Here is a 21,702-nt window from a genome sequence, read left to right as displayed (position 1 = left end):
CCCCCCGTCACTCCTCCCCACGTGCGGATTTGAACATCGAGAGGGCCTGTTCTCGGCGCTCGGCGTGGTCGACGATGGGGGCGGGATAGTCGGGTGCCTCCTGGTCGCGCATCATCTGGGACGCCTCGTGCCAGCCGTGGACGAGCGACGGGTCGGCATCGCGCAACTCGGGGACGTACTGCCTGATGTACTCGGCGTCGGGGTCGTAGCGCTCGCCCTGCGTCATCGGGTTGAAGATGCGGAAGTACGGCTGTGCGTCGGTGCCGGTCGAGGCGGCCCACTGCCAGCCACCGTTGTCGTTCGCCGTGTCGTGGTCGACCAGCTTCTCGCGATACCAGTCGTACCCCTCGCGCCAGTCGATGAGCAAGTCCTTGGTGAGGAAGGAGGCGACGATCATCCGGACGCGATTGTGGACGTAGCCCTCCTCGCGAAGCTGGCGCATCCCGGCGTCGACGATGGGGTAGCCCGTCTCGCCGTCCTTCCACGCCTGCAACTCGTCGGGGTCGGTCCGCCACGCGATATCGTACTCGTACTCCTTGTAGTTCTCCGAGACCACCTCGGGATTGAAGTAGAGCACGTGGTGGTAGAACTCCCGCCAGGCGAGCTGTGACTGGAACTCGCGGACCGATTCGAGGTCGTCCTCCGTCTCGGCGAAATCCGCGGCGGCCTCGGTCTCCTCGTACACCTCCCGGATGCCGATGGTGCCCCACTTCAGGTCGGCCGACAGCCGAGACGTGCACTCGTCGGTCGGGTAGTCCCGCCGCTCCGCGTAGTCGTAGATGTCCGACTCGCAGAACGACACGAGGCGGTCCCTGGCGGGCTCGGTGCCCGCGGACTGGATGGTCGCTTCGGGCTCGTCGAAGCCCAGCTCGGCGAGCGTCGGCAGGTCGTCGCCCGTCACGTCCGCCAGTGCGCCCTCGTCGGGGGCGTCGTAGGGCGCTTCCTTCGCCCGGTCGCGCCACTTCTTCCAGAAGTAGGTGTAGACCGAGTACGGGTCGCCCTGGTTGGTCGTGATGGAGCCCGGCTCGTGGTGCAGGGCGTCCTCGAACGACTCCCGGGCGATATCGGCGTCGTTCAGTGCCTGCCGGACCGCGGCGTCGCGTTCCCTGGCGAGGCCCGAGTAGCCCTTGTTCCAGACGACGCGCCCGGCGGCGTGCTCGTCGGCCAGCGCCGGCAGCACCTCGCGGGGGTCACCGTGACGGACCAGCAGGTCGCTCCCGTGCCCCCGGTACCACTCGCGAAGGGCGGCCAGGGCGTCGAGCATGAACGCGACACGCGGTGGCGACCCGTGTGCCAGCACGGCGTCGTCGAAGACGAACACGGGACAGACCGGGCCGAGCTCGTCGGCGCTCGTCGCCGCGGCCGACAGCGCCCGGTTGTCGCTGGCGCGCAGGTCGGCGCGGTGCCAGTGGAGTTGCATGTCTCGTACCTGGGGTGATAGATATAAGAACCGCGTGCCAACGGTCAAGTTCTCGGCCGCCTTACATAGACACATGTCCGTGGGATACAGTCACATCCTCGTCCCTGTCGACGGGAGCGACGCCTCCGAGCACGCGGCCGAGCACGCCATCGACCTCGCGACCCGATACGACGCCAAGCTGACGGTCATGCACGTGGTCGACGACGACCTGCTCCCGCTCGACGCCCGGAGCCACCAGCTCGTGGAGCGACTCGAGGAGGAAGCGACAGGTATCGTCACGGAGGTCGTCGAGTGGGCGACCGAGGGCGGTATCACCCCGGTCGAGGAGCACATCGTCCGCGGGTCGCCGGCCGAACAGATTCTGGCGACGATCGAGGACGGGGACGTCGACCTCGTCGTCCTCGGCAGTCACGGTCGCAGTGGCATCGACAAGTTCCTCATGGGAAGCGTGTCAGAACGCGTGGTCAGACAGTCACCGGTTCCCGTGCTGACGGTCCGCTCCTGACGGCGTTACACCGATTCGAGGAACCGGTCCGGAAGCGCCTCTATCTCACCCGCCTGCACCCGCCAGAGGGTCGCGTAGACCCCGTCCTCGTCCAGTAACTCGTCGTGGCTGCCGCGCTCGACGACCGAGCCGTCTTCGAGCACCAGGATAGTGTCGGCGTCTTTCACCGTCGAGAGCCGGTGGGCGATGACGAACGTGGTGCGGTCGGCGCTGACCGCGTCCATGCTCCGCTGGATGAGCACCTCGGTCTCGGTGTCGACGCTGGAGGTCGCCTCGTCGAGCACGAGGATGGCCGGGTCCTGTAACACGACACGGGCGATGGCGAGGCGCTGGCGCTGGCCACCCGAGAGCTTCACGCCGCGCTCGCCGACCCGGGTGTCGTAGCCATCCGGGAGGTTCGCGACGAACTCGTGAGCTTCGGCTGCCTTCGCCGCCTCGCGGACCGCCTCGTCGCTCGCGTCGAACCGGCCGTACCGGATGTTCTCGGCGATGGTGCCATCGAACAGGAACGGGTCCTGTGAGACGTAGCCGATCGCCGACCGGAGCGAGGCGACAGTCACCTCGCGCACGTCCTGGTCGTCGATGCTGACCTGCCCGGCGTTCACGTCGTACAGCCGGAGCAGCAGCTTCACGACGGTCGACTTCCCGGCTCCCGTCGGCCCGACCAGCCCGACCGTCTCGCCGGGGTCGACCTCGAAATCGATGTCCTGCAGGACCAGCTCGTCGTCGTAGCCGAAGCTCACGTCGTCGTACTCGACGGCACCATCCACGTCCGACAGCGGAACCGCGTCGTCGGCCTCGACGACGTGTGGGGGCACGTCCATCAAGCCGAAGACACGCTCGCCGGAGGCCTTCGCGTTCTCGTACCAGTCGACGAGGTTCGACGCCTGCGAGAGCGGTTCGACGAATCGCTGGGTCAGGAAGACGAAGGTGACGAACTCTCCCACCGTCAAGGTGCCTGTGAGCCCGAACGGCGGGCCCTGGAACAGCCAGAGGCCGCCGACGAGGAACGTCGCGGCGAACGAGAGCCCGGCCAGGAGTTCCATCCCGGGCCGGTAGAAGTAGCTCAGCGTGAGCACGGCCATGTTGGACTCGTAGAGGTCGTTGGAGGCCGCTCGCACACGTCCGGTCTCGTACTCCTCGGTGCCCGTCGTCTTGACCAGCTCCACACCGGAGAGCGCGTTCTCCAGGCGCGTGTTCAGGTTGCCCACGTCGCTTCGGACCCGTTTATACAGGGGTTCGACCCGGTGCATGAACCACCAGGTGAACAGCCCCATCGCGGGCACGAGCAGGAGCGTGACGGCGGCCAGTTGCGGGTTCAGATAGACGAGGATACCGGCGATACCGAGAACCATCACGACGATTCGCAGCCCCTCGCTGAGCGCATCGTCGAGGAACGTCTCCAGGTTCGACGCGTCGTTGTTCAGCACCGACATCACCTCGCCGGTCTGCTTGTCGTCGAAGAAGGCCATGTCGAGCGCCTGCATCGCGGCGAAGGTGTCGGTCCGGACCTCGTGCATCACGCCGTGGGCGAACCGGTTCATCGTCACACCCCAGAGGAACGTCCCGATGCCGGTCACGACGAAGCCGACGACGATGAGCGCGACCGAGAACCAGAACTGTGCGGCCTGCTCGGTCGGCAACCAGGCAGCCGGAACCAGGGGCAAGCTGTAGCTTCCGTCGCCGGTGAAGATGGCGTCGATGGCGGTCCCCAGGACCAGCGGCGGGAGCAGACTCGCGCTTCGGCCGACCAGGTTCGCGACGTTCCCCGCGGTGAACCAGCGCAGTCGGGGGAGGCCGTACTCGCGGAACAGCCGGAGCAGTGGACGGTCTACGTCGGCGCGGTACTGGTCGAACGGCGTATCCTCGGACGAAGCCATCGAGTTATCAACCGAGTGGTGGCATCGCCTTATCGTCCCATCGCTTCGTGGTCAGGATTGCCGAGACCGGGCGGTGGTTCCACGAGCTGTACGACGGGTGAGAAGAGCGCGTCCTCAGGCTGGTGACGCCGTGTTCTCCTCCTCGTCGATGTCGTCGAGGAGGTCGGCGATGCTGTACTCCTCTTCCTCGTTCGGGGAGAGCACCACGTCTTCGAGTTCCTCGTCGAGGTCGGAGACGCTCGCCTGCTCGGTCTCTTCTTTGAGCTCGGCGAACACCGCCATCGAATCGTCGGAGTCGCTGGCCGCGTCGTCGTCGTCACTGGTCTCCGCGGCTGCATCGTCGGGCTCGGACTCGGCACGTTCCTCGGGGTCCGCCTGCTCGAACGTGTCGAACCCGCTGCTCTCGTCGTCGAACTCGAAGGCGTTCTCGAACGCCTCGGCGTCACCGAACTCGTCGGTTCCCTCGTCTGCCGGTTCCTCCTCGGCACTCGAACCGGTCGTCTCCGCCGGTTCGAAACCGCCGAAGTCGTCGACGGCCCCCGCACCGAAGTCGTCGCTCGGCGCGTCGTCCTCGGTTGCACCCGCGCTGGCCGTGCTCGGCGCGTCGGTGGGCGGGTCACTGGGCGTGTCGCTTGCAGCCGCTCCCGCAGCTTCCGTCGCTGTCGGCTCTGGAGAGCCGGTCTGCTCGTCGGCCGCGTCCTCGGGGGCAGTCCCTGCAGTCGCGGCACTCTCTCCGAAGAGGACGGTCGACGCCAGCTCCGCGGTCACCGGGTCAGTCTCGGAGACACCTGATGAGAGGCTGGTCGACTGGGGCTCGCGGTCGTGGTCTCCACTGTTCACCGCCCCGGTGAGTTCCGTCACGAGCAGGCCGGAGACACGGTGATCGTCACCGAGAGCAGTCACGATGCGTTCGGCCTGCCAGTTCGTCCCGATGGCCACGTCCAGCACGCGCCACGCACCGTCGTCCCTGTCATCTGCGTCAGCGTACAGCACCGACAGGGCGTTGGTCAGGTCTTCGAGCACCGAGACCTCGCGGTCGCCACGGCCCGCCGTTTCGACGGAGAGCCGGAGATGGTAGTACCGGTCGTGGGCTGACACGTCGGTCCCACCCGAGATAGCGGCGACCACCTCTCCGACCGCCTCGCGGGAGGGGGCAGTGAGGTCGGTGCCTGCTTCGGGCAGGTCGCTCCACTGCGGCAGGCCACTTTCGGCGCGAAGTGCCTCCTGCGGGACGGCCGCCTCAACGGCGCGCTTGAGCTCCGTCGGTCCCGTATCCGGTGTCGCGACGAAGGATTCGTCGAGGACCAGGGGGTCGGTATCCTCGCCGACCTCGCGGATGGCCTCGACGGTCGGTGATGTGAGTAAGGAGAGCGCCCGGTCGGGGCTGTCGAGCCAGACACCGAAGACGGTCTGGACGTGTTCGTCGGGGGCGAGGCGACCTCGCCAGACGAGTTCACCCCCGCCGTAGCAGGTCCAGTTCTCGGCCCCGAACCCGGGATGGAAGCCCAGTCTGTCGGCGCTCAGGTCCGGCGGGAGCTGTTCCACCAGCGTCACCTCGACCAGGTCCGTGCGGTCCGAGACGATGTCGAACGACACCGCAGGGAGCGGCATGGTCTGGACGTCGAGTCGTTTCTCGACGATGACACCGTCTCTGGCGACCGTCATCCCGTGTCGTCGCGTCTCAGGTGTCCTGTTGCTCATCGCCTCGACCGATTCAGTTCTGGACAGGTACCACGAGGGTGAATTTATACGTACTTATCAGTATCCTCCACAAAACCGTTGATTCAATCGCTGATTCGGTGAATATTGGTGGTCCCGGCCCTCCGTGTGGGGTTCGTTCACTTTTATCTCGCCCCCCGTACACTCTCCGAGCGTATGCAAGTTCACGACGCGGAGGGACGACGATGACGACCGAACAGTTCCACGTCGACGGTGACGTAGCCATCGTCACCGGGTCATCGAGTGGCATCGGGAAGGTCATCGCGGAGCGATTCGCGGACGACGGCATCGACGTCGTCGTCTGTTCGCGGGACATGGAGAACGTCGAACCGGTCGCCGAGGCCATCACGGAGAGCGACCGGCCGGGCGATGCGCACGCGGTCGAGTGTGACGTGACCGAGCGCGACGCGGTCGAGGCGCTGGTCGAGGCGACCGTCGAGGAGTTCGGCGGGCTCGACGTGCTGGTGAACAACGCTGGCGCGTCGTTCATGGCCGGCTTCGACGATATCTCGCCGAACGGCTGGTCGACCATCGTCGACATCAACCTCACGGGCACCTACCACTGCACACAGGCCGCGAAGGAGCACCTCGCCGACGGCGGTGGGGTCGTTCTCAATCTCTCCAGTCTGGCCGGGAAGCAGGGTGCGCCGTACATGAGCCACTACGCGGCCGCGAAGGCCGCGGTCGAGAACCTGACTCGAACCCTCGCGTTCGAGTGGGCCGACGACGACATCCGGGTGAACTGCATCGCGCCCGGGTTCGTCGCGACGCCCGGTGTGGCCTCCCAGATGGGAGTCACCGCCGACGAGATCGACCGTGAGGAGGTGAAACGGCGCATCGGCACCAGCGAGGAGATCGCCGACGTGGCGCAGTTCCTCGCCTCGCCGGCCTCCTCGTACGTCACCGGCCAGACCATCGTCGCGGCCGGCGTCCCGAACATCATGGAGACGCCGGACGTCTGAGACGCGAGTGAGTGAACTGCGACCAGTAGCAAACAGGGTTCAACGACACACAACTTCCATCCCTCTTTTTGTTGTTGGGGTGGCATCCCTTCACAGAGCATGACCGAACGGCACGTCCACCTGCCAGTCGCCGCACAGGAGAGCGTCCAGGACTTCGTCGACCAGGCCGTCAAGGCCGAGGAACTGGGCTACGACTTCGTCTGGCTCCCCGAGACGTGGGGCCGCGACGCGGTCACCATCATGACGAGCATCGCCCACGCGACCGAGGAGATCGGCATCGGCTCCTCCATCATGAACGTCTACTCGCGGTCGCCGGCCCTGCTGGCACAGACGGCCGCGACGCTCCAGGAGGTCTCCGACGGGCGGTTCCGCCTCGGTATCGGTCCCTCGGGGCCGGCCGTCATCGGCGGCTGGCACGGCGAGGACTTCGGGAACCCGCTGCGACGCACCCGCGAGTACGTCGACATCATCAAGATGGTGCTCGCCGGCGAGGAACTCGACTACAACGGCGAGTACTTCAACGTCTCCGGGTTCCGGCTGCGCTGTGACCCGCCCGAGCCCGCCCCGAGTGTGGACGTGGCCGGCATGGGGCCGAAAGCGGTCGAACTCGCCGGGCGCTTCGCCGACGGCTGGCACGCCATCCTCTTCACGCCGGAGACGATGCGCGACCGGCTGGACGACTTCGAGCGCGGTGGTGAGATGGGCGACCGTGACCGCAGCCAGCAGCAGTGCACGCTGTCGCTGACGTGCTGTGCGCTGGAAGACGGCGAGGAGGCTCGGGAGCTGACCCGCCAGCACTCCGCGTTCTACGTCGGCGCGATGGGGACGTACTACCGCGACTCGCTGGCGCGACAGGGCTACGAGGAGGAGGCCCACGCCATCGCGGCGAACTGGATGAACGGCGACCGCGAGGAGGCGCTCGAGATATTCACCGACGAGATGCTGGACGACTTCACGGCGGCCGGGACGCCCGAGCGCGCCAGTGACGAACTCCAGAAGTTCGCGGACATCGAGGGCGTCGACGCCGTCAGCGTGGGCTTCCCGCGTGCGGCGACCCAGGAGCAGATCCACGCGACGCTCGAAGCGCTCGCGCCGGACGCATAACGCGGTAGGTTTAGCGCGGTCGGTTTCTTTTCGGTGGCGAACAGGCGACACGGAGCGACAGGACACGGGACGGCCGTGTCACACACCCGCGACACGTCCCGTGGCGGTTCTCAGCGCACGTCGGGTGTGGTTCCGGGTTCGTACTTCAACGTTCGCGCTGTTCTCTGGCGGCCACTGTTGCCGGTATCTGTGACGGGGAAGTACTCGTGCAGTCGGTCCTGGGGCACATATTCGTCTACGAGGGGTGCAGAGGAGGCGATTCTCGTCCGGAACCCGCCCGTAGTGTCCACCGCCCATCGTCAGAGAAACGAGGCCAGTGTTGTGGCTGTCGGTAGGTTAAGGGCACGAGTGAGACGATACGGACGTATGGCAGACGACGACTCTCACGGCTTCGCAACGAACAGCGTCCACGCCGGCCAGGAACCCGACCCGACAACCGGGTCGCGCGCACCGCCGCTCTACCAGACGACCTCGTACGTCTTCGACGACGCCGAGCACGCGGCCAGCCTCTTCGCGCTGGAGGAGGCGGGCAACATCTACAGCCGCATCATGAACCCGACCAATGCGGTACTCGAACAGCGCCTCGCCAAGCTCGAGAACGGGGTCGCGGCCGTCGCGACCTCCTCCGGGATGGCCGCGCTCGACCTCGCGACGTTCGTGCTCGCGGGCGAGGGTGACAACATCGTCACCGCGTCGTCGCTCTACGGCGGCACCTACACCTACTTCACCCACACCGCGCCGCGGCGCGGGGTCGAGGCTCGCTTCGTCGAGACGCTGGACTACGATGCCTACGCCGAGGCCATCGACGAGGACACGGCGTACGTCCACCTCGAGACCATCGGGAACCCGGCGCTCGTGACGCCTGACATCCAGCGCATCGCGGACATCGCTCACGAACACGGCGCGCCCCTGTTCGTGGACAACACGTTCGCGACGCCGTACCTCTGCAACCCGCTCGACCACGGTGCCGACCTCGTCTGGCACTCCACCACGAAGTGGATCCACGGCTCGGGCACCTCCATCGGTGGCGTCCTCATCGACGGCGGCTCGTTCGACTGGACCGCCGAGGACTACCCCGAGGTCGCCGGCGACAACCCGGCGTATCACGGTGTCAACTTCCAGGAGCGCTTCGGCGACATGGCGTTCGCGATGGCCGCCCGCGCCCGCGGCCTGCGCGACCTCGGTGACCAGCAGGCTCCCTTCGACGCCTGGGTCACCATCCAGAAGCTCGAGACCCTGCCCCTGCGCGTCGAGCGCCACTCCGAGAACGCGCTCGAGGTCGCCCAGTTCCTCGAGGACCACCCGAAGGTCGAGTGGGTCACCTATCCCGGACTCGAAAGCCACGAGACCCACGAGACGGCATCCGAGTACCTCGACGGCGGCTACGGCGGCATGATCACGTTCGGGCTCGAAGGCGGCTACGAGGCCGGCCGCGCCGTCACCGAGAGCACGGAACTCCTGAGCCTGCTCGCCAACGTCGGCGACGCCAAGTCGCTCATCATCCACCCCGGCAGCACCACCCATCAGCAGCTCACGGAGGAGGAGCAGATGGCCAGCGGCGTGACGCCCGACCTCGTCCGGCTCTCGGTCGGCATCGAGGAGGTCGACGACATCATCGCGGACCTCGACCAGGCCATCGAGCAGGCGCACTGACGCGGTCACAGCAGTCTTCGACGATTCTTCTCTTTCTGTCTTGTCTGGCGCGCGCTGGCGAGCGTGCCGTGCGAGGCACGGAGTGCCTCGAAGCGAACGGCGCAGCCGTGAGCAGGCCGCGAGTCGGAAGCGCGCGAGGGATGAGGAGCGCAGTGGAGCGGAGCGGAACGAGCACCGGAATCGGCTGGGGAGGGTGTGGACGCGGTGCTGTGCTGTGCGGGGCGGTTGCGGTTTCCATTACCATCGGCGCGAGTGAACTGCTAGCCTTCCCTGACTGGTGCGGACGAACTGGAAACACAACCCATCCTGGCTCCACGGACTGAGACACGCAGCAGGCGAATCGTTTTGTCACCACCACCCGACACTCGACGCATGACAGAATCCCGAACGGGTGCACAGTTGTTCGTGGACGCCCTCGACGCGTACGGCGTCGAGTACGTCTTCGGCAACCCCGGGACGACCGAACTGCCCGTCGTGAACGCCATCGCGGACTCCGAGCTGGAGTACATCCTGGGCCTGCACGAGGACGTGGCGGTCGGGGCGGCCGCCGGGTACGCCAGCGTCAAGCGCCAGTTCGCCGACGAGGACGAGGGGCTTCCCGCGGGCGTCGTCAACCTCCACGTCGCGCCGGGGATGGCTCACGGGCTCGGGAACCTGTACGGGGCGTACATGGCCGGTGCACCACTCGTGGTCACCGCGGGGAACCACGAGCGTCACTTCCGGCACGAGGAGCCTATCCTCTCGGGCGATTTGGTCAAACTCACCGAGCAGTACACGAAGTGGGCCGACGAGGTGCTCTCCGTCGAGGCGCTGCCGACGATGCTCCGGCGGGCCTTCCGGGTCGCCTGCACACCACCGACCGGGCCGGTCTTCCTGGCGCTCCCGCTGGACGTGATGACCGAGGAGACCGACACGGAGCCGGAGCCGGTCGGGACCATCCCGAACCCGGGCCGGGGCGACCCGCGGGCCATCGAGCAGGCCGCCGACGCGCTGGCCGAGGCCGACAATCCGGTGCTCGTCGTCGGAGACCACGTCGGCCGGCACCGCGCCTGGTCGGGCGTGGACCCCGTCGAGGCGGCGGTCGACCTCGCGGAGGCGGCGGGCGCGCGAGTCCACGGCGAGATACTGGGCTACGAGGTGAACTTCCCGACCGACCACGAGCAGTGGGTGAGCCACGTCCCGCCGGACGAGCAACTGGCCCAGACGCTGTTCCACACCGATACGCTCGTCTTCGCGGGCTGTTCGACCAACACGACGCTGTGGGCCCACGAGAACCCGCTGGTGCCCGACGATGCGACCATCGTGGACCTGACCGACCAGCCGTGGGAGGGCGCGAAGAACCACCCCGCGACCGTGGTGACCGGGGATATGGGCCACGTCATGGCCGAACTCGCGGCGGAGGTGGACGACCGGGTCGACGCCGAGACGCGCGAGGAACGCCTGGTCCAGGTGGACGCGATGAAACAGCTCGCCAGCCAGCAGATGACCGCGATGGGCGAGGACGATACTGCCGAGGATGCCATCTCGAAGGCCGACCTCGTGGACGCGATGAAGTCGGTCGACCCGGACGCGTTCGTCATGGACGAGGGCGTGACTTCGCGGTACGCCCTGCTCACGCGCTGGGACTTCCAGACGGGCCAGATAATGGGGAACAAGGGTGGTGGCCTCGGCTACGGCCTGCCGGCGTCCGTCGGCGCGGCACTCGCCGAGCACGACCGTGAGGAATCTCGAACCATCTACGGGTTCGTCGGCGACGGCTCCTACCTCTACTACCCGAACTCGCTCTACACCGCGGCCCGGTACGACCTCGACCTGACGGTCGTGGTCCCGGACAACCGGAACTACCGCATCCTGAAGGACAACACCGTCAGCATGTTCGGCGGCGAGGAGTCGGACTACGAGTTCGTCGGCATGGACTTCGACCCGCCGGTCGATATCCCGAAGAACGCCGAGAGTCACGGCGCGTCGGGGTACCTCGTGGAATCAGTCTCCGAACTGGAGGAGACGCTCTCGGCTGCGGTCGCGGAGTCCGGCCCGTCGGTCGTCGACGTGCTCATCGAGGACTGAGGACCGGCCGGCGAGTCGGCCCCATCACCCGAGTCGAAAACGATATTTTCTCTCACGGGGCTGGTACGACCATGACCGACGACCCGCCCGGCAGCCAGGGGGACGACTTCGACCCGCTCGACGAGGACGCGGACCTCTTCGACAAGCTCCCCGCACTCATCGTGTTCGCCACGCTCGCGGCGGTCATCGTCCTCGGAATGATGGGATTCGGCTCCATCGCGGGCCTGGTCGCCGCGCTCGGGTTCGTCGTCGTGCTCCCGCTGAGCGCCATCCTGAACGACGAACTCCGGGCGCTGTTCGGTGGGGGGAAGCACCGCCAGCGCACACCGGTGTCGACAACGGAATCCGGGCCGAACGACGCCCTCGAGGAACTCAAACGCCGCTACGCTGCGGGCGAACTCTCGGACGAGGAGTTCGAGGCCCGGACCGAGAAACTGCTCGAGAACGAATCGCTCGACGACGTGCGGGCGCGGGTCGATTCGACGGCAGAGCGCGAGACGGCACGCGACAGCGAGTTCGAGTTCGAGCGATAGTGCCAGCCCGCGAGAGACGCCCGTCCGCCCCTATACGATGTGGTTGCGGAGGTCTGCCCCGCGCTCGATGTTCTCGACGTTCTCCCGGACGATACCCGCGACGTTCCGGTAGTAGTCCTCGGTGAAGCCAGCACAGTGCGGGGTGACGAGCACGTTCTCGAACTCCCACAGTGGAGAGTCCTCTGGCAACGGTTCCGTCTCGAAGACGTCGAGTGCGGCTCCGGCGATGGCCCCCGATTCGAGTGCCGCGACGAGCGCCTCTTCGTCGACCACGGGCCCGCGAGCGACGTTGACGAGGACGGCGTCGTCGTCCAGGAGGTCGAACTCCGCGTCCCCGACCATGTGATGGGTCTCCTCGACGAGTGGGACGGCGAGCACGAGGAACCGGGCGTCCCGAATCGCGGTGTGGAGCTCGTCCGGGGTGTACACCTCCTCGACACCGTCGACAGGGTCACCTGACCGCCGGACGCCGACGACCTCCATCCCGAGGCCGTTCGCCCGGTCGACGATTCCCTTGCCGAGCGCGCCGAGCCCGACGATGCACACCTTCTCGCCGGTCAGGGTGAACGCCTCGTCCCACTCCGGCGGGGACCACTCCCGCCGGGTCTGTGCCTTCACGGCCGGCAACAGCCGGCGCGAGAACGAGAGCATGTAGCCGGCGACGGTCTCCCCGATGGCCGGCCCGTGGATACCGTTGCTGCTCGTGAGCGTCACGTCGTGTTCACGGAGATCATCGAGCGGGAACCGGTCGATACCGGTCTGGATGGAGTGGATCCAGTCGACCGCGTCCAGGTAGTCCTCGTGATACGCGAGCGTGACGACGGCGTCGTACGGGTCGAGCGAGTCCGTGGTGGCGTCGACGGTCGCGGCGTCGACGACATCTGCGAGCGCGTGCTGGAGTCGTTCGGGGGGGAAGACGGTCGAGACCGATTCGTCGATGGCGACGCTCCTGACGTTCATACGAAGGGGTCGTGGAAAACCGTCTTCAAGATTGGGGGAGATTCCGACCACCCGAGACGCGCCTCGCGCTTACTGCCCGTCCCGGTCCCTGACTCGCCCGCCGTCGACCGTCTCCGGGAACATCTTGCCCGGGTTCAGGGTGTCGGTCGGGTCCAGCGCACGCTTGACCTTCCGCATCGCCTCGACGGTGGCCTCGCCGTGCTCGCGTTCGAGGTACTCGCGCTTGCCGAGGCCGATGCCGTGCTCGCCGGTGCAGGTCCCGCCGCAGTCGATGGCGAACTCGACGATTCTCTTGTACACTTCTTCGCCAGCCTCGACCTGCTCGGGGTCGTCCTCGTCGACCAGCACCGAGTAGTGGACGTTGCCGTCGCCCGCGTGCCCGAAGCAGGGGACGAGGACGTCGTGTTCCTCGGCGAGTTCTTTGGCGTACCGGATTGCGTCGGCATATCTCGAGATGGGGACGGTGATGTCGCCGGGATGGAGCGGTGTCAGGTCGGGGTCGTAGGTCTGCATGGCGTAGGCCATGTCCTTGCGGGCTTCCCAGAGGTCGGCCATCCCCTCGTCGGCTGCGGCGACCTCGAACCGGGTCGCGCCGTGGTGTTCGAAGATGGAGCGACAGAAGTCGACCTCGCGCTCGATACCGTGGTTGCGGTGGAACTCGAGGAACACCAGCGGGCTGTCGGGGAGGTCGGTGCCCGAATACGCGTTGGCCATCATGGCACTCTCGGCGTCGACGAGTTCGATCTTGGCCACGTCGACGCCCGACTGGATGGTGTCCTCGACCGCGGCGGCGGCCCCGTCCAGCGTCTCGAACACGGCCCGGCCGCCGCGAATCTGCTCGGGGCGGCCCGCGAGCCGGAGGGTCGCTTCGGTGATGATCGCGAGGGTGCCCTCGCTGCCGACGAGCAGGTCGCGCAGGTTGTACCCGGAGGAAGTCTTGACCGCCCGCGAGCCCGCTGAGATGACGCTCCCGTCGGCGAGGACGGCCTCGATTTCGAGTACCCAGTCCGCGACCTCGCCGTACTTCACGGTCTGCATCCCGCTGGCGGCGTTGGCGAGCATGCCGCCGATGGTCGAGATGTCGCCGGAGGAGGGGAGCGGGGGGAAGAACATGCCGGCCTCGCCGGCGCGCTCGTCGACGACCGAGCCCATCACGCCCGGCTGGACGTCTATCTGGAAGTCATCGGGTCGGAAGTCGGTCACCTCGTCCATCCGCATCAGGTCCATGCTGATACCGGCGAAGGCGGGGACCGCGTTCCCCTCCAGGCTGGTCCCGGCAGCGTAGGGCGTCACGGGGACGTCGTGGTCGGTCGCGGCCGCGAGGATGGCCGAGACGTCCGCGGTCGATTCGGGGTACACCACGGCGTCGGGAGTCACCTCCTTCCCGTCGGGGGTGCCCCAGTCCGAGGCGTGGCTCTCGCGTGTCGCCTCGACGGTCGTCACCTGGTCCTCGGCGAGTGAGAGGTCGTCGAGGAACGCAACGTCGTGTGTCATATGCTCCCGTGCGGCGACGGTGGGATTAAACCTGCCCCCTGTGACACCTCCGATGCCGCCGGGACAACCCTGAACTCGTGTGCTGTTTTGCCGGTTTTCTCAGGTGTATAAGTACTGAGTGAGTACTCAGTCACGATGCAGATGAAAGCCATCGAGGTCACCGAGTACGGCGACACCGAGTCGATGCAGGTAGTCGAAGAAGACGTGCCAGAACCGGGTCCCGGCCAGGTCCGAATCGAGGTCGAGGCCGCGGGTATCAACTTCGCCGACGTCATGCAGCGACGCGGCCACTACCCGGGTGGCCCGGAGGCCCCCTTCCGCCCCGGGCTCGAGGCCGCAGGGACCATCGAGGCGGTCGGCGAGGGCGTCGCCTACGAGGGCGGCGAGCGCGTCGTCGGCCTCGTCGGTGTGGGCGGCTACGCCGAGTACGCCGTCACCGACGCTGAGAGCCTGTTCCCCATCCCGGAGGGCATGTCCTTCGCGGAAGCCGCCGGCTTCCCGGTCCAGTTCCTGACCGCGCACAACTGCCTGTTCGGCTGGGGCGGTCTGGAAGAGGGCGAGTCCGTCCTCATCCAGGCTGCCGCCGGGGGCGTCGGGACGGCCGCCGTCCAGCTCGCCGACCGCGCCGGTGCGGAGGTCTTCGGCACCGCGAGCACGCAGGAGAAACTCGACCTCGCCGCCGACCTGGGCTGTGACCACCCCATCAACTACACCGAGGAGGACTTCCGCCCGGTCGTCCTCGAGGAGACCGACGGCGAGGGCGTCGACCTCGCGCTCGACGGGGTCGGCGACGAGGTGTTCGCCGAGTCCGTGCGCGCGACGAAGGACTTCGGGCGTATCGTCCCCTACGGCGCGGCCAGTGGCGTCCCGGGCACGCTCGATACCAGCGAGATGTTGTTCCGCAACCAGTCGGTCACCGGCTACCACCTCGGCAAGGCCATGCAACAGAAACCCCAGCGCGTCCTCGAAGCCGTGCCGGACCTGACGCAGGGCCTCGAATCCGGCGAACTCGAGGTCATCGTCGGTGAGACGTTCGCGCTCGAAGACGCCGCCGAAGCGCACGAGTACATCGAGGCTCGCAAGTCCTCGGGGAAGGTCGTCCTCGAACCCTGACCGGCTTCGGCTTCAGGCCCGCTCGACCCCTGGTCCGGTGCGACGCACGACCCCGATTAGGGTAGTTCTAACCCGTCTCGAACCTCGTCGAGAACCTCGAATCGTTCGTCTCGGCGCTGTTCCAGCCAGTAGAGCAACCGCGCGGCCCACGCCAGCTTCTGCCGTTTCATCGCCCCGACCGCCGGGTCCTCGAAGTCCCAGCCGGGGAAGACCAGTTCGCTCGCGCCGGCGTGGTCCGCGAGGAACGCCGCCCGGTCGCCGTCGGTGAAGCCACCGAAGTTCCGGACGTGCTCCTTCGGGGCCGCTTGCGTCGTCGGCAGGACGTGTTCCTGCGTCAGCGTCGGCACCAACTCGCGGACCGTCTCGATGTTGTCCCCGTGCGCGTGGACGACCGTCGGCGTCCCGGCGGCACTCAGTTCCGCCGCCAGCTCCGGCTCGCCGTCGAGGTCGGTCACGTACACGTCGACCGCCACGCCATGCTCTCGACAGACCGCCGCGGCCGTCGAGGCGGCCACGACCCGGTCCGCGTCGAGGCTCGCGAGGTCCTCGGCCAGCGACGGGCCCGCCCCGCAGATCGCGACGCGCTCGCCCGCCAGCACGGACAGTCGCGACTCGTCGAACGGTGTCGTCAGGCCGGCCAGCACGTCACGGGCGTGCTCGTCACCCTCGCGGCCGAAGCCGAAGTCTCGCAGGATGCGCTCGTAGACGGGTTCGAACTCGGTGAATTCCATACCAGTGGCTACCAGAGTGAGTCCAAGATAACCGTTGGTGTGGGCCGAGATTGCCTCTTACAAGGTACCCCTACCCGAGAGGCCCTCCCGGCTTCCACCCGTTCGTTCATACTGCCCCAGTATAAGTTTTCTCTCTTTCCTCCGTCATTCGCGGCGCGAAACCAGTTGCACGCGGTGGATTCGTTCCTACCATTCGACCATTCTGTTCACTCGAAATTAGTGGGATAATCGACCCTTACACTCCTCAAAAGGTCGTTTTCACCGTTTGAGAAACGGGACACTGCGCCCCTGCCCGTCCGTCCTCGGGTCGGGTCGGCCGCGCGCCGCTCCCCGGCGAATCGCTCGCGCGCGGTCAGGCCACCGTCGCATCTACCGCGTCGATGACAGCGGCCAGACCGGCGTCATCGGGCGTCGAACCGGCCAGTTCGCGAAGTGCGCGGTGACTGCCGACGAGCAGCCCCGCGTTTCCGGGGTCCGCACCCGTGGCGAACACCGCGCCCGCGTCAGACGCCGCCGCGGCGAGCGATTCTGCCTGTCCGGCGGTGAGCCCGGACACCTCGAACACGGCCCGGGTCGCGTCCGCTGCCACGTCCTCGGTCCCGAGGCGTTCGACGTGTCGCGACGCGTCGCCCTCGGTCTGGACGTCGAGTTCCTCGACCGCGATGTCGTCCGCGTCCCCGCGGTACCGCTCCGGCGTGAAGGCGTCGCCGACCGCGCAGGCGTCGACCGTCTCGCGCACGTCGTGGGTCCGGACGACGTGTGCGCCGCGCTCGATTGCCATCGAGGTCGCCGCCAGCGAGACGGCCAGGGCGTCCTCGGTCGAGCGCCCGGTCAGCTCGCGCAGGAAGTTCTTCCGGTTGATGGAGACCAGGATGGGCTGGCCCAGCCCGCGGAACTCCCGCAGTCTTCGCAGGGCCTCGCGGTCCTGCTCGGTGGTCTGCGCTTCGGACCAGCCCCCGAATGCCGGGTCCACGATGGTCTTGTCCGTCAGCCCGTGCTGTTTCAGCGCCTCGTACACCTGGTCGACGTAGTCCGCCGACTCGGCCCACTCGGCTCCCTTTCGCTCGGCCCAGGGCGTCTCCTCGACCGCGCCCGGCCGCGTGAGATCCGGCGGACTGGCCATCTTCGCGACCGCCACGTCGTACTCCGCACAGACCTCGGGCAGTTTCGGGTCCGCGAAGCCCGCGATGTCGTTCACCATATCGAAGCCGCCCTCGATGGCCGCCTCGGCGACCTCGTGGTAGCGCGTCTCGATGGACCAGATGGCGTCTCCCGACGTGGACTCGATGGTTTCGAGGGCCACGTCGAGGCGGTCGAGTTCCTGTTCGGCCGAGAGGACCTCGAACTTCTTGTTCGCCGATTCCAGCCCCACGTCAACGATGTCCGCGCCCTCGCCGATGAGGTCCTCGTCCACGTATGCGGCCGCGTCGCCCGCGTCGTCGAAGACGCTCGGCTTGTACGGCGACTCCGAACTCACGTTGAGCACGCCCATGACCCGTGTCGGGTAGCCGTCCCCGATGCCCAGCCCGGCGGCGTCTACGTCTCTCATTACCTGGGTTGGGGGCCTGAATCGTGAAAAACAGCCTGTTCCCCGTTCGGGCTGCCGGGAGTTGTGGTTCCGCTGACTACGTCTCCGGGGCGTCGTACGCGATGTCCTGCCCGATGGTGCCGCGTTCTGTTACGAAATCGTACTCCACGTCGTGCTCGCCGTCACCACGCGCTTCGGTCGCGACCTCCTCGCCCGTAATCGATTCGTCCGTGTACTCGATGGTCGTCGTCTCGCCGTCGGGGACCAGCATCGAGAACTTCTCCAGTGCGTAGCTTGCGTACTTCAATCCGGACCGGTTGAGGCCGGCGATGAACCGGCCGGGTACGTTCCCCTCGTTCGTAACCGAGAGCCGGAAGCTGGGAGCGGTCCCGACCTCGAGCGTCCCTGGAGCGTCGACCGACAGGGAGAGTTCGGGTGGGGCGGCACCGAGGCGACGGCGAAGTTCATCGTCAGGTGACCACTCCCCGTCCTGCCACTGGAGCGTCGCCTCCGGCAGCGGTGGGTCGACACCCCGTGGCAGTTCGAACACCAGCAGTCCAGTCCCTGACTCGGTCGAATACCCCTCCCTGTCGTCGAACCGGAAGAACCGATTCGCCGTCTCTTCGGACCACGGCGCGTGCGATTCGCCTGCGAGGGCGAACGAGAACTCGTCCCGGGCGAGTGGGTCGCCATCGACGCGAACGTCGAGGAAGAGAGAGGAGCTGTCCCCGGTGTCGATGTAGAACGCGTCGGTGTTCAGCCTGACGAGCGCAGGTTGTAACGCGTCGAATCGAACGCTGACAGACCGGTTCGCGGTGGGCGTCGCGGTGTCCTGCGTGGGCGGACTCGTCTCTGTGGTGGACTGGGACGTCGGTGTCGACGACTCTCCAGCGTCCGTCCCGGTGTCCGATAGACAGCCACCGAGCGTGGTGAGGGAGGTTCCGGCGAGGGCGAGGTAGCGGCGGCGGCGCATACCTCGAATTTCAATACGCCTGATAAATGCTTTCTGTCGGGTCTCGAATCCGGTATGCACCATCGACCCCGCGCCCCGACACCCGAAGACGCGTCGTTTTTACCCACAGACCCGATACCACCGGGTATGAGCAAGATAAGCATCGGTCTCCGGGGGTGGCGCTTCGACGAGGACGAGGTGTTCACCGCGGAGGGCGAAGTCCGTCCCTTCGACGAGATGGACGAGGACACGAAGCGCCGGCTCGTGCGCCTCGGCGTCGTCTACAACGGGCCCTGTGACGCCTGCTGGCTGATCCACGGCGACGCGAACGTCGAGCAGTGCAACGTCGCGTCGGTGGTGTACGGGGAGCCACTGAACGAGGTCGTCCTCTGCGACGACCACGAGTCGGACTTCCTCTACTGGTTCCGCGAGGAGGGTGGCATCGAGCACGCGGAGACGGACCAGTTCGAGGACGAGTTCCACGAGTGGTTCGCAGACGGTGGCCGGGCACCGGAGGGCTACGGCGGGGTCGAGCACGTCGAGACGGACCCGCTGGCCCTGCCGAAGCCGGAGCTGCCGGACGCGGACGACCTTGAGGGTAACGAGCACGCGGGCGTGGACGACGGCGAGCCCAAGGAGCGCATCGACATCCGGAACATGGACATCACGAAGGAGTACCCGACGGGCGATAACTGATGACGACACCAGCAGTCGCCGTCGTCGACAGCAAGACGCCGGGGAACGTGGGCACCATCGCCCGGGCGATGAAGAACTTCGGCATGTCGGAGCTCCTGCTCGTCGACCCGCCGGAGGGGACCCAGGAGAAGCACAGCGAGGCGTGGGGCTTCGCCGGTCGCGCCCGCGAGGACGTGCTGGCGAACGCGAAAGAGGTCGACTTCGACTACCTCGTCGACAACTACTACACCGTGGGCCTCACCGCGACGACCAACGAGGACTGCCGCAAGCACGTCCGGTTCCCGTTCTTCACGCCGGACGAGTTAGCTGACGACCTCGCGGGCCTGGACGCCGACGCCTGTCTCATCTTCGGGCGCGAGGCCGACGGGCTGACCAACGAGGAGCTCTCGAAGGTCGACGCAGTGTGCTCGATTCCGGCGAGCGACGACTATCCCGTCCTCAATCTCGGCCAGGCCGCGACCATCACGCTGTACGAACTCCGCGGGCTCACGGTCGGGGAGACCCAGCTCCCGGACCGCGAGCACGAGCGCGCCGAGGAGGCGATGCTCGACCGGCTCTACGACCAGTTCGGCGACCTGCTCGACAGCATCGACCACCCCGAGGAGAAGCGCGCGAAGACGCTGCGGATGGCTCGTCGCGTGTTCGGGCGGGCGCACCCGACCCAGCGCGAGGCTCGCTCCCTGCTCGGGATCTTCCGGCGGGCGACGAACCACCCGGAGCTCGCGAGTGTCGCGCGGGACCCTGCCGACCGCGACGAGGCCGGTGAGGCCACCGGCCGAGACGACTGAGACCACCCGGGCGACGAACATTACAGAAAGACTTTATTTCCAGCCGAACTAGTACACTGGAGTCCCCAGATGCTACCTCCACACCCGGTGAGACATAGTGGTCTCCGCACCGAAACAATAATACAACGACAGAACGGTATCGGTATATAGACATATGGAGCAGCTACTGCCCGCCCTCTCCCACGGCACCTGGTTCACCCTGCTCGTAGCCGTGCCGACGCTGCTCGTCTTCGCGCTCGGCTTCCGCCTCTTCGTCCCCGACGTCTCGTTCCGGTCGTTCGTCGCCGGGCTCGTGCGGACCGACTGGAAGTACCTCGGCGTCGCCTGGGTGGTCACGTTCGGCGTGAACACGATGGCACACCACTTCTACGCCGGCCGGACCTACACGTCCGTCATCTACGGCCTCGAAGGCACCACGGTCATGCTCTTCCAGACGGTCACGTGGGTCCCGCTCACCTACGCGATGACGTTCGTCTACCTCATCGGGTTCCCGTTCGTCACGCTGTTCACCTACTGGAAGCTGAAGGCACACGACCCCGAGCAGGCCCGACGCTACTGTGCGGCGTACGCCATGCTCGTCCTCATGGCGCTCCCGTACTTCCTCGCGTTCCCGGTGTCGGTCACCTCGGAGTACCTCGGGCACACCGCCACGGGCGGGTCCGGCATGGAGGCCCTGATGTACGACCTCCACCCCATCATCACCGAGGGCATCACCTCGACCGACACGCTCGTGAAGGCGTTCCCGAGCCTGCACACCGGCATCTCAGCGCTCGCCGCGGTGTACTCCCGGTACAGCTCCCCGCGCTACGCCAGGCTCGCTGGCGGGCTCACCGTCGCCATCATGTTCTCGACGTTCTACCTGGGCGTCCACTGGCTGACCGACGCGGCGTTCGCGCTCGTGCTCGTCGGGCTGTCGTTCTACGTCTCCCAGCGCATCTCGGACCCGGCGACCTACGAGGCGCGCATCAAGAAGGCACTGCGCGACCAGGCCGGGTCCGGGGAGCCGTACGGGCGCGGCGCTGACTGAGCGGTCATCCCGGTTCCACTACCTCGATTCTACAACCCCGAATTACGACGCAGTGTGGGTCACCACGACATCGACGACCGTGGTTCCATCGGGCCGAATACTCACTTCGAGTGCTTCCTCGTGGCGGTCGTCGTCGCCGCCCTCCCCCCGCCATACGTCGACGGTTTCGTGTCCGACCGACACGCCATCGACGCTGATTCGGACATCGGTTTCGCCACTGACGAAGAAACGTGCTTTCCGAATCGTCTCGCCGGGTTCGATGGGCTGTTGGAGCCGTCGGTTCGCTGCTGGCTTTCCCTCGTGCATGAAGTGGTCGTTCGTGGCGGTGATCGAGACGGTATGCTGACGGTCGTGCTGGTTCGAGACGACGAGGTCACCGTACGGTTGTTCGACGAACAGTGTCTGTAGACAGCCACCAGTTGATACGGAAAGAACCGCCCCCACCGTCCCACAGAACCGGCGTCTGGAGGTACCAGCCGTCATTCATCTGGTAAGTATGTCAAATAGAGGGAAGTGTCTTGTGTAGCACGGGGAGTCGAGAATCTGGAGAATACGGAGAGTGTCGCGGGA

19 protein-coding genes are annotated in these 21,702 nt (G+C 66.9%); 10 read left to right on the top strand and 9 right to left on the bottom strand.

The features are described from left to right. Positions 1-7: 7 nt before the first annotated feature. Complete coding sequence (locus ACSC1S_RS10890) at positions 8-1,420, bottom strand: cryptochrome/photolyase family protein (protein WP_435364308.1); 1,413 nt, start codon at positions 1,418-1,420, stop codon at positions 8-10. A gap of 73 nt (positions 1,421-1,493) precedes the next feature. On the opposite strand from ACSC1S_RS10890, the gene ACSC1S_RS10885 reads away from it, so the two are divergent. Next, the gene (locus ACSC1S_RS10885) at positions 1,494-1,925 is read left to right on the top strand and encodes a universal stress protein (protein ID WP_435364307.1); all 432 of its coding nucleotides are present in this window, start codon (positions 1,494-1,496) and stop codon (positions 1,923-1,925) included. Positions 1,926-1,930: 5 nt separating this feature from the next. On the opposite strand, the gene ACSC1S_RS10880 is transcribed toward ACSC1S_RS10885, so the two are convergent. Both ACSC1S_RS10880 and ACSC1S_RS10875 read right to left on the bottom strand, forming a co-directional pair. Beyond that, a complete protein-coding gene (locus ACSC1S_RS10880; RefSeq protein ID WP_435364306.1) occupies positions 1,931-3,805 on the bottom strand; it encodes an ABC transporter ATP-binding protein in 1,875 nt (624 codons plus the stop codon). Between the two features lie 114 nt (positions 3,806-3,919). After that, positions 3,920-5,506 carry a hypothetical protein gene (locus ACSC1S_RS10875; RefSeq protein WP_435364305.1) on the bottom strand — a complete coding sequence of 529 codons (1,587 nt, stop codon included), beginning with the start codon at positions 5,504-5,506 and terminating at the stop codon, positions 3,920-3,922. Between the two features lie 203 nt (positions 5,507-5,709). Here ACSC1S_RS10875 and ACSC1S_RS10870 point away from each other — a divergent pair, with 203 nt between their 5' ends. From ACSC1S_RS10870 to ACSC1S_RS10850, 5 genes are all read left to right on the top strand, one after another. Next, a complete protein-coding gene (locus tag ACSC1S_RS10870; RefSeq protein WP_435364304.1) occupies positions 5,710-6,486 on the top strand; it encodes an SDR family NAD(P)-dependent oxidoreductase in 777 nt (258 codons plus the stop codon). A 99-nt stretch (positions 6,487-6,585) separates the two neighbouring features. Beyond that, positions 6,586-7,590 (top strand): TIGR04024 family LLM class F420-dependent oxidoreductase, encoded by a 1,005-nt coding sequence (locus tag ACSC1S_RS10865; RefSeq protein ID WP_435364303.1) that lies wholly within the window; start codon positions 6,586-6,588, stop codon positions 7,588-7,590. Between the two features lie 366 nt (positions 7,591-7,956). After that, positions 7,957-9,243: an O-acetylhomoserine aminocarboxypropyltransferase/cysteine synthase family protein gene (locus ACSC1S_RS10860; RefSeq protein ID WP_435318881.1), complete on the top strand. Its 1,287-nt coding sequence runs from the start codon at positions 7,957-7,959 to the stop codon at positions 9,241-9,243. Between the two features lie 372 nt (positions 9,244-9,615). After that, positions 9,616-11,310 carry a thiamine pyrophosphate-binding protein gene (locus ACSC1S_RS10855; protein WP_435364302.1) on the top strand — a complete coding sequence of 565 codons (1,695 nt, stop codon included), beginning with the start codon at positions 9,616-9,618 and terminating at the stop codon, positions 11,308-11,310. Positions 11,311-11,381: 71 nt separating this feature from the next. Then, positions 11,382-11,843: an SHOCT domain-containing protein gene (locus ACSC1S_RS10850; RefSeq protein WP_435364301.1), complete on the top strand. Its 462-nt coding sequence runs from the start codon at positions 11,382-11,384 to the stop codon at positions 11,841-11,843. Positions 11,844-11,873: 30 nt separating this feature from the next. On the opposite strand, the gene ddh is transcribed toward ACSC1S_RS10850, so the two are convergent. Both ddh and ACSC1S_RS10840 read right to left on the bottom strand, forming a co-directional pair. After that, complete coding sequence (ddh, locus tag ACSC1S_RS10845; RefSeq protein ID WP_435364300.1) at positions 11,874-12,803, bottom strand: D-2-hydroxyacid dehydrogenase; 930 nt, start codon at positions 12,801-12,803, stop codon at positions 11,874-11,876. A gap of 69 nt (positions 12,804-12,872) precedes the next feature. After that, a complete protein-coding gene (locus ACSC1S_RS10840; RefSeq protein WP_435364299.1) occupies positions 12,873-14,297 on the bottom strand; it encodes an FAD-binding oxidoreductase in 1,425 nt (474 codons plus the stop codon). A 141-nt stretch (positions 14,298-14,438) separates the two neighbouring features. Between ACSC1S_RS10840 and ACSC1S_RS10835 the strand changes: the two genes are divergently transcribed. Continuing rightward, positions 14,439-15,410, top strand: coding sequence for a quinone oxidoreductase family protein (locus ACSC1S_RS10835; protein WP_435364606.1), 972 nt, complete (start codon positions 14,439-14,441; stop codon positions 15,408-15,410). 56 nt (positions 15,411-15,466) lie between these two features. Here the strand turns inward: ACSC1S_RS10835 and ACSC1S_RS10830 are convergent, their stop codons facing one another. From ACSC1S_RS10830 to ACSC1S_RS10820, 3 genes are all read right to left on the bottom strand, one after another. Continuing rightward, positions 15,467-16,141, bottom strand: a complete 675-nt coding sequence (locus tag ACSC1S_RS10830; RefSeq protein WP_435364298.1) for a 6-hydroxymethylpterin diphosphokinase MptE-like protein — start codon at positions 16,139-16,141, stop codon at positions 15,467-15,469. A 352-nt stretch (positions 16,142-16,493) separates the two neighbouring features. Then, on the bottom strand, positions 16,494-17,690 hold the full coding sequence (gene folP / locus ACSC1S_RS10825; RefSeq protein WP_435364297.1) for a dihydropteroate synthase: 1,197 nt from the start codon (positions 17,688-17,690) through the stop codon (positions 16,494-16,496). Positions 17,691-17,766: 76 nt separating this feature from the next. Further along, a complete protein-coding gene (locus tag ACSC1S_RS10820) occupies positions 17,767-18,642 on the bottom strand; it encodes a hypothetical protein (RefSeq protein WP_435364296.1) in 876 nt (291 codons plus the stop codon). Between the two features lie 126 nt (positions 18,643-18,768). Here ACSC1S_RS10820 and ACSC1S_RS10815 point away from each other — a divergent pair, with 126 nt between their 5' ends. From ACSC1S_RS10815 to ACSC1S_RS10805, 3 genes are all read left to right on the top strand, one after another. Next, on the top strand, positions 18,769-19,317 hold the full coding sequence (locus ACSC1S_RS10815; protein ID WP_435364295.1) for a DUF8114 family protein: 549 nt from the start codon (positions 18,769-18,771) through the stop codon (positions 19,315-19,317). Next, the gene (locus ACSC1S_RS10810) at positions 19,317-20,105 is read left to right on the top strand and encodes an RNA methyltransferase (protein WP_435364294.1); all 789 of its coding nucleotides are present in this window, start codon (positions 19,317-19,319) and stop codon (positions 20,103-20,105) included. Before ACSC1S_RS10815 ends, ACSC1S_RS10810 begins: the two co-directional genes overlap by 1 nt. A 154-nt stretch (positions 20,106-20,259) precedes the next feature. Further along, positions 20,260-21,132, top strand: coding sequence for a phosphatase PAP2 family protein (locus ACSC1S_RS10805; protein ID WP_435364293.1), 873 nt, complete (start codon positions 20,260-20,262; stop codon positions 21,130-21,132). A gap of 42 nt (positions 21,133-21,174) precedes the next feature. Here the strand turns inward: ACSC1S_RS10805 and ACSC1S_RS10800 are convergent, their stop codons facing one another. Then, on the bottom strand, positions 21,175-21,615 hold the full coding sequence (locus tag ACSC1S_RS10800; RefSeq protein ID WP_435318868.1) for a hypothetical protein: 441 nt from the start codon (positions 21,613-21,615) through the stop codon (positions 21,175-21,177). Positions 21,616-21,702 lie beyond the last annotated feature (87 nt).

The organism is Haloarchaeobius pelagicus (genome assembly GCF_051207375.1).
Taxonomy (GTDB): domain Archaea; phylum Halobacteriota; class Halobacteria; order Halobacteriales; family Natrialbaceae; genus Haloarchaeobius.
The sequence above is the reverse complement of the archived record's forward strand: the minus strand, read 5'-3'. Positions and strand labels throughout refer to the sequence as shown.

What these genes read in the sequence shown, in the direction of transcription:
- ACSC1S_RS10870 (WP_435364304.1), top strand. Translation starts at nt 5,710, where the DNA reads ATGACGACCGAACAGTTCCACGTCGACGGTGACGTAGCCATCGTCACC.
- ACSC1S_RS10830 (WP_435364298.1), bottom strand. Translation starts at nt 16,141, where the DNA reads ATGGAATTCACCGAGTTCGAACCCGTCTACGAGCGCATCCTGCGAGAC.
- ACSC1S_RS10800 (WP_435318868.1), bottom strand. Translation starts at nt 21,615, where the DNA reads ATGACGGCTGGTACCTCCAGACGCCGGTTCTGTGGGACGGTGGGGGCG.
- ACSC1S_RS10840 (WP_435364299.1), bottom strand. Translation starts at nt 14,297, where the DNA reads ATGACACACGACGTTGCGTTCCTCGACGACCTCTCACTCGCCGAGGAC.
- ACSC1S_RS10835 (WP_435364606.1), top strand. Translation starts at nt 14,439, where the DNA reads ATGAAAGCCATCGAGGTCACCGAGTACGGCGACACCGAGTCGATGCAG.
- ACSC1S_RS10880 (WP_435364306.1), bottom strand. Translation starts at nt 3,805, where the DNA reads ATGGCTTCGTCCGAGGATACGCCGTTCGACCAGTACCGCGCCGACGTA.
- ACSC1S_RS10890 (WP_435364308.1), bottom strand. Translation starts at nt 1,420, where the DNA reads ATGCAACTCCACTGGCACCGCGCCGACCTGCGCGCCAGCGACAACCGG.
- ACSC1S_RS10860 (WP_435318881.1), top strand. Translation starts at nt 7,957, where the DNA reads ATGGCAGACGACGACTCTCACGGCTTCGCAACGAACAGCGTCCACGCC.
- ACSC1S_RS10805 (WP_435364293.1), top strand. Translation starts at nt 20,260, where the DNA reads ATGGAGCAGCTACTGCCCGCCCTCTCCCACGGCACCTGGTTCACCCTG.
- ACSC1S_RS10875 (WP_435364305.1), bottom strand. Translation starts at nt 5,506, where the DNA reads ATGAGCAACAGGACACCTGAGACGCGACGACACGGGATGACGGTCGCC.
- ACSC1S_RS10855 (WP_435364302.1), top strand. Translation starts at nt 9,616, where the DNA reads ATGACAGAATCCCGAACGGGTGCACAGTTGTTCGTGGACGCCCTCGAC.
- ACSC1S_RS10865 (WP_435364303.1), top strand. Translation starts at nt 6,586, where the DNA reads ATGACCGAACGGCACGTCCACCTGCCAGTCGCCGCACAGGAGAGCGTC.
- folP (WP_435364297.1), bottom strand. Translation starts at nt 17,690, where the DNA reads ATGAGAGACGTAGACGCCGCCGGGCTGGGCATCGGGGACGGCTACCCG.
- ACSC1S_RS10850 (WP_435364301.1), top strand. Translation starts at nt 11,382, where the DNA reads ATGACCGACGACCCGCCCGGCAGCCAGGGGGACGACTTCGACCCGCTC.
- ddh (WP_435364300.1), bottom strand. Translation starts at nt 12,803, where the DNA reads ATGAACGTCAGGAGCGTCGCCATCGACGAATCGGTCTCGACCGTCTTC.
- ACSC1S_RS10810 (WP_435364294.1), top strand. Translation starts at nt 19,317, where the DNA reads ATGACGACACCAGCAGTCGCCGTCGTCGACAGCAAGACGCCGGGGAAC.
- ACSC1S_RS10815 (WP_435364295.1), top strand. Translation starts at nt 18,769, where the DNA reads ATGAGCAAGATAAGCATCGGTCTCCGGGGGTGGCGCTTCGACGAGGAC.
- ACSC1S_RS10820 (WP_435364296.1), bottom strand. Translation starts at nt 18,642, where the DNA reads ATGCGCCGCCGCCGCTACCTCGCCCTCGCCGGAACCTCCCTCACCACG.
- ACSC1S_RS10885 (WP_435364307.1), top strand. Translation starts at nt 1,494, where the DNA reads ATGTCCGTGGGATACAGTCACATCCTCGTCCCTGTCGACGGGAGCGAC.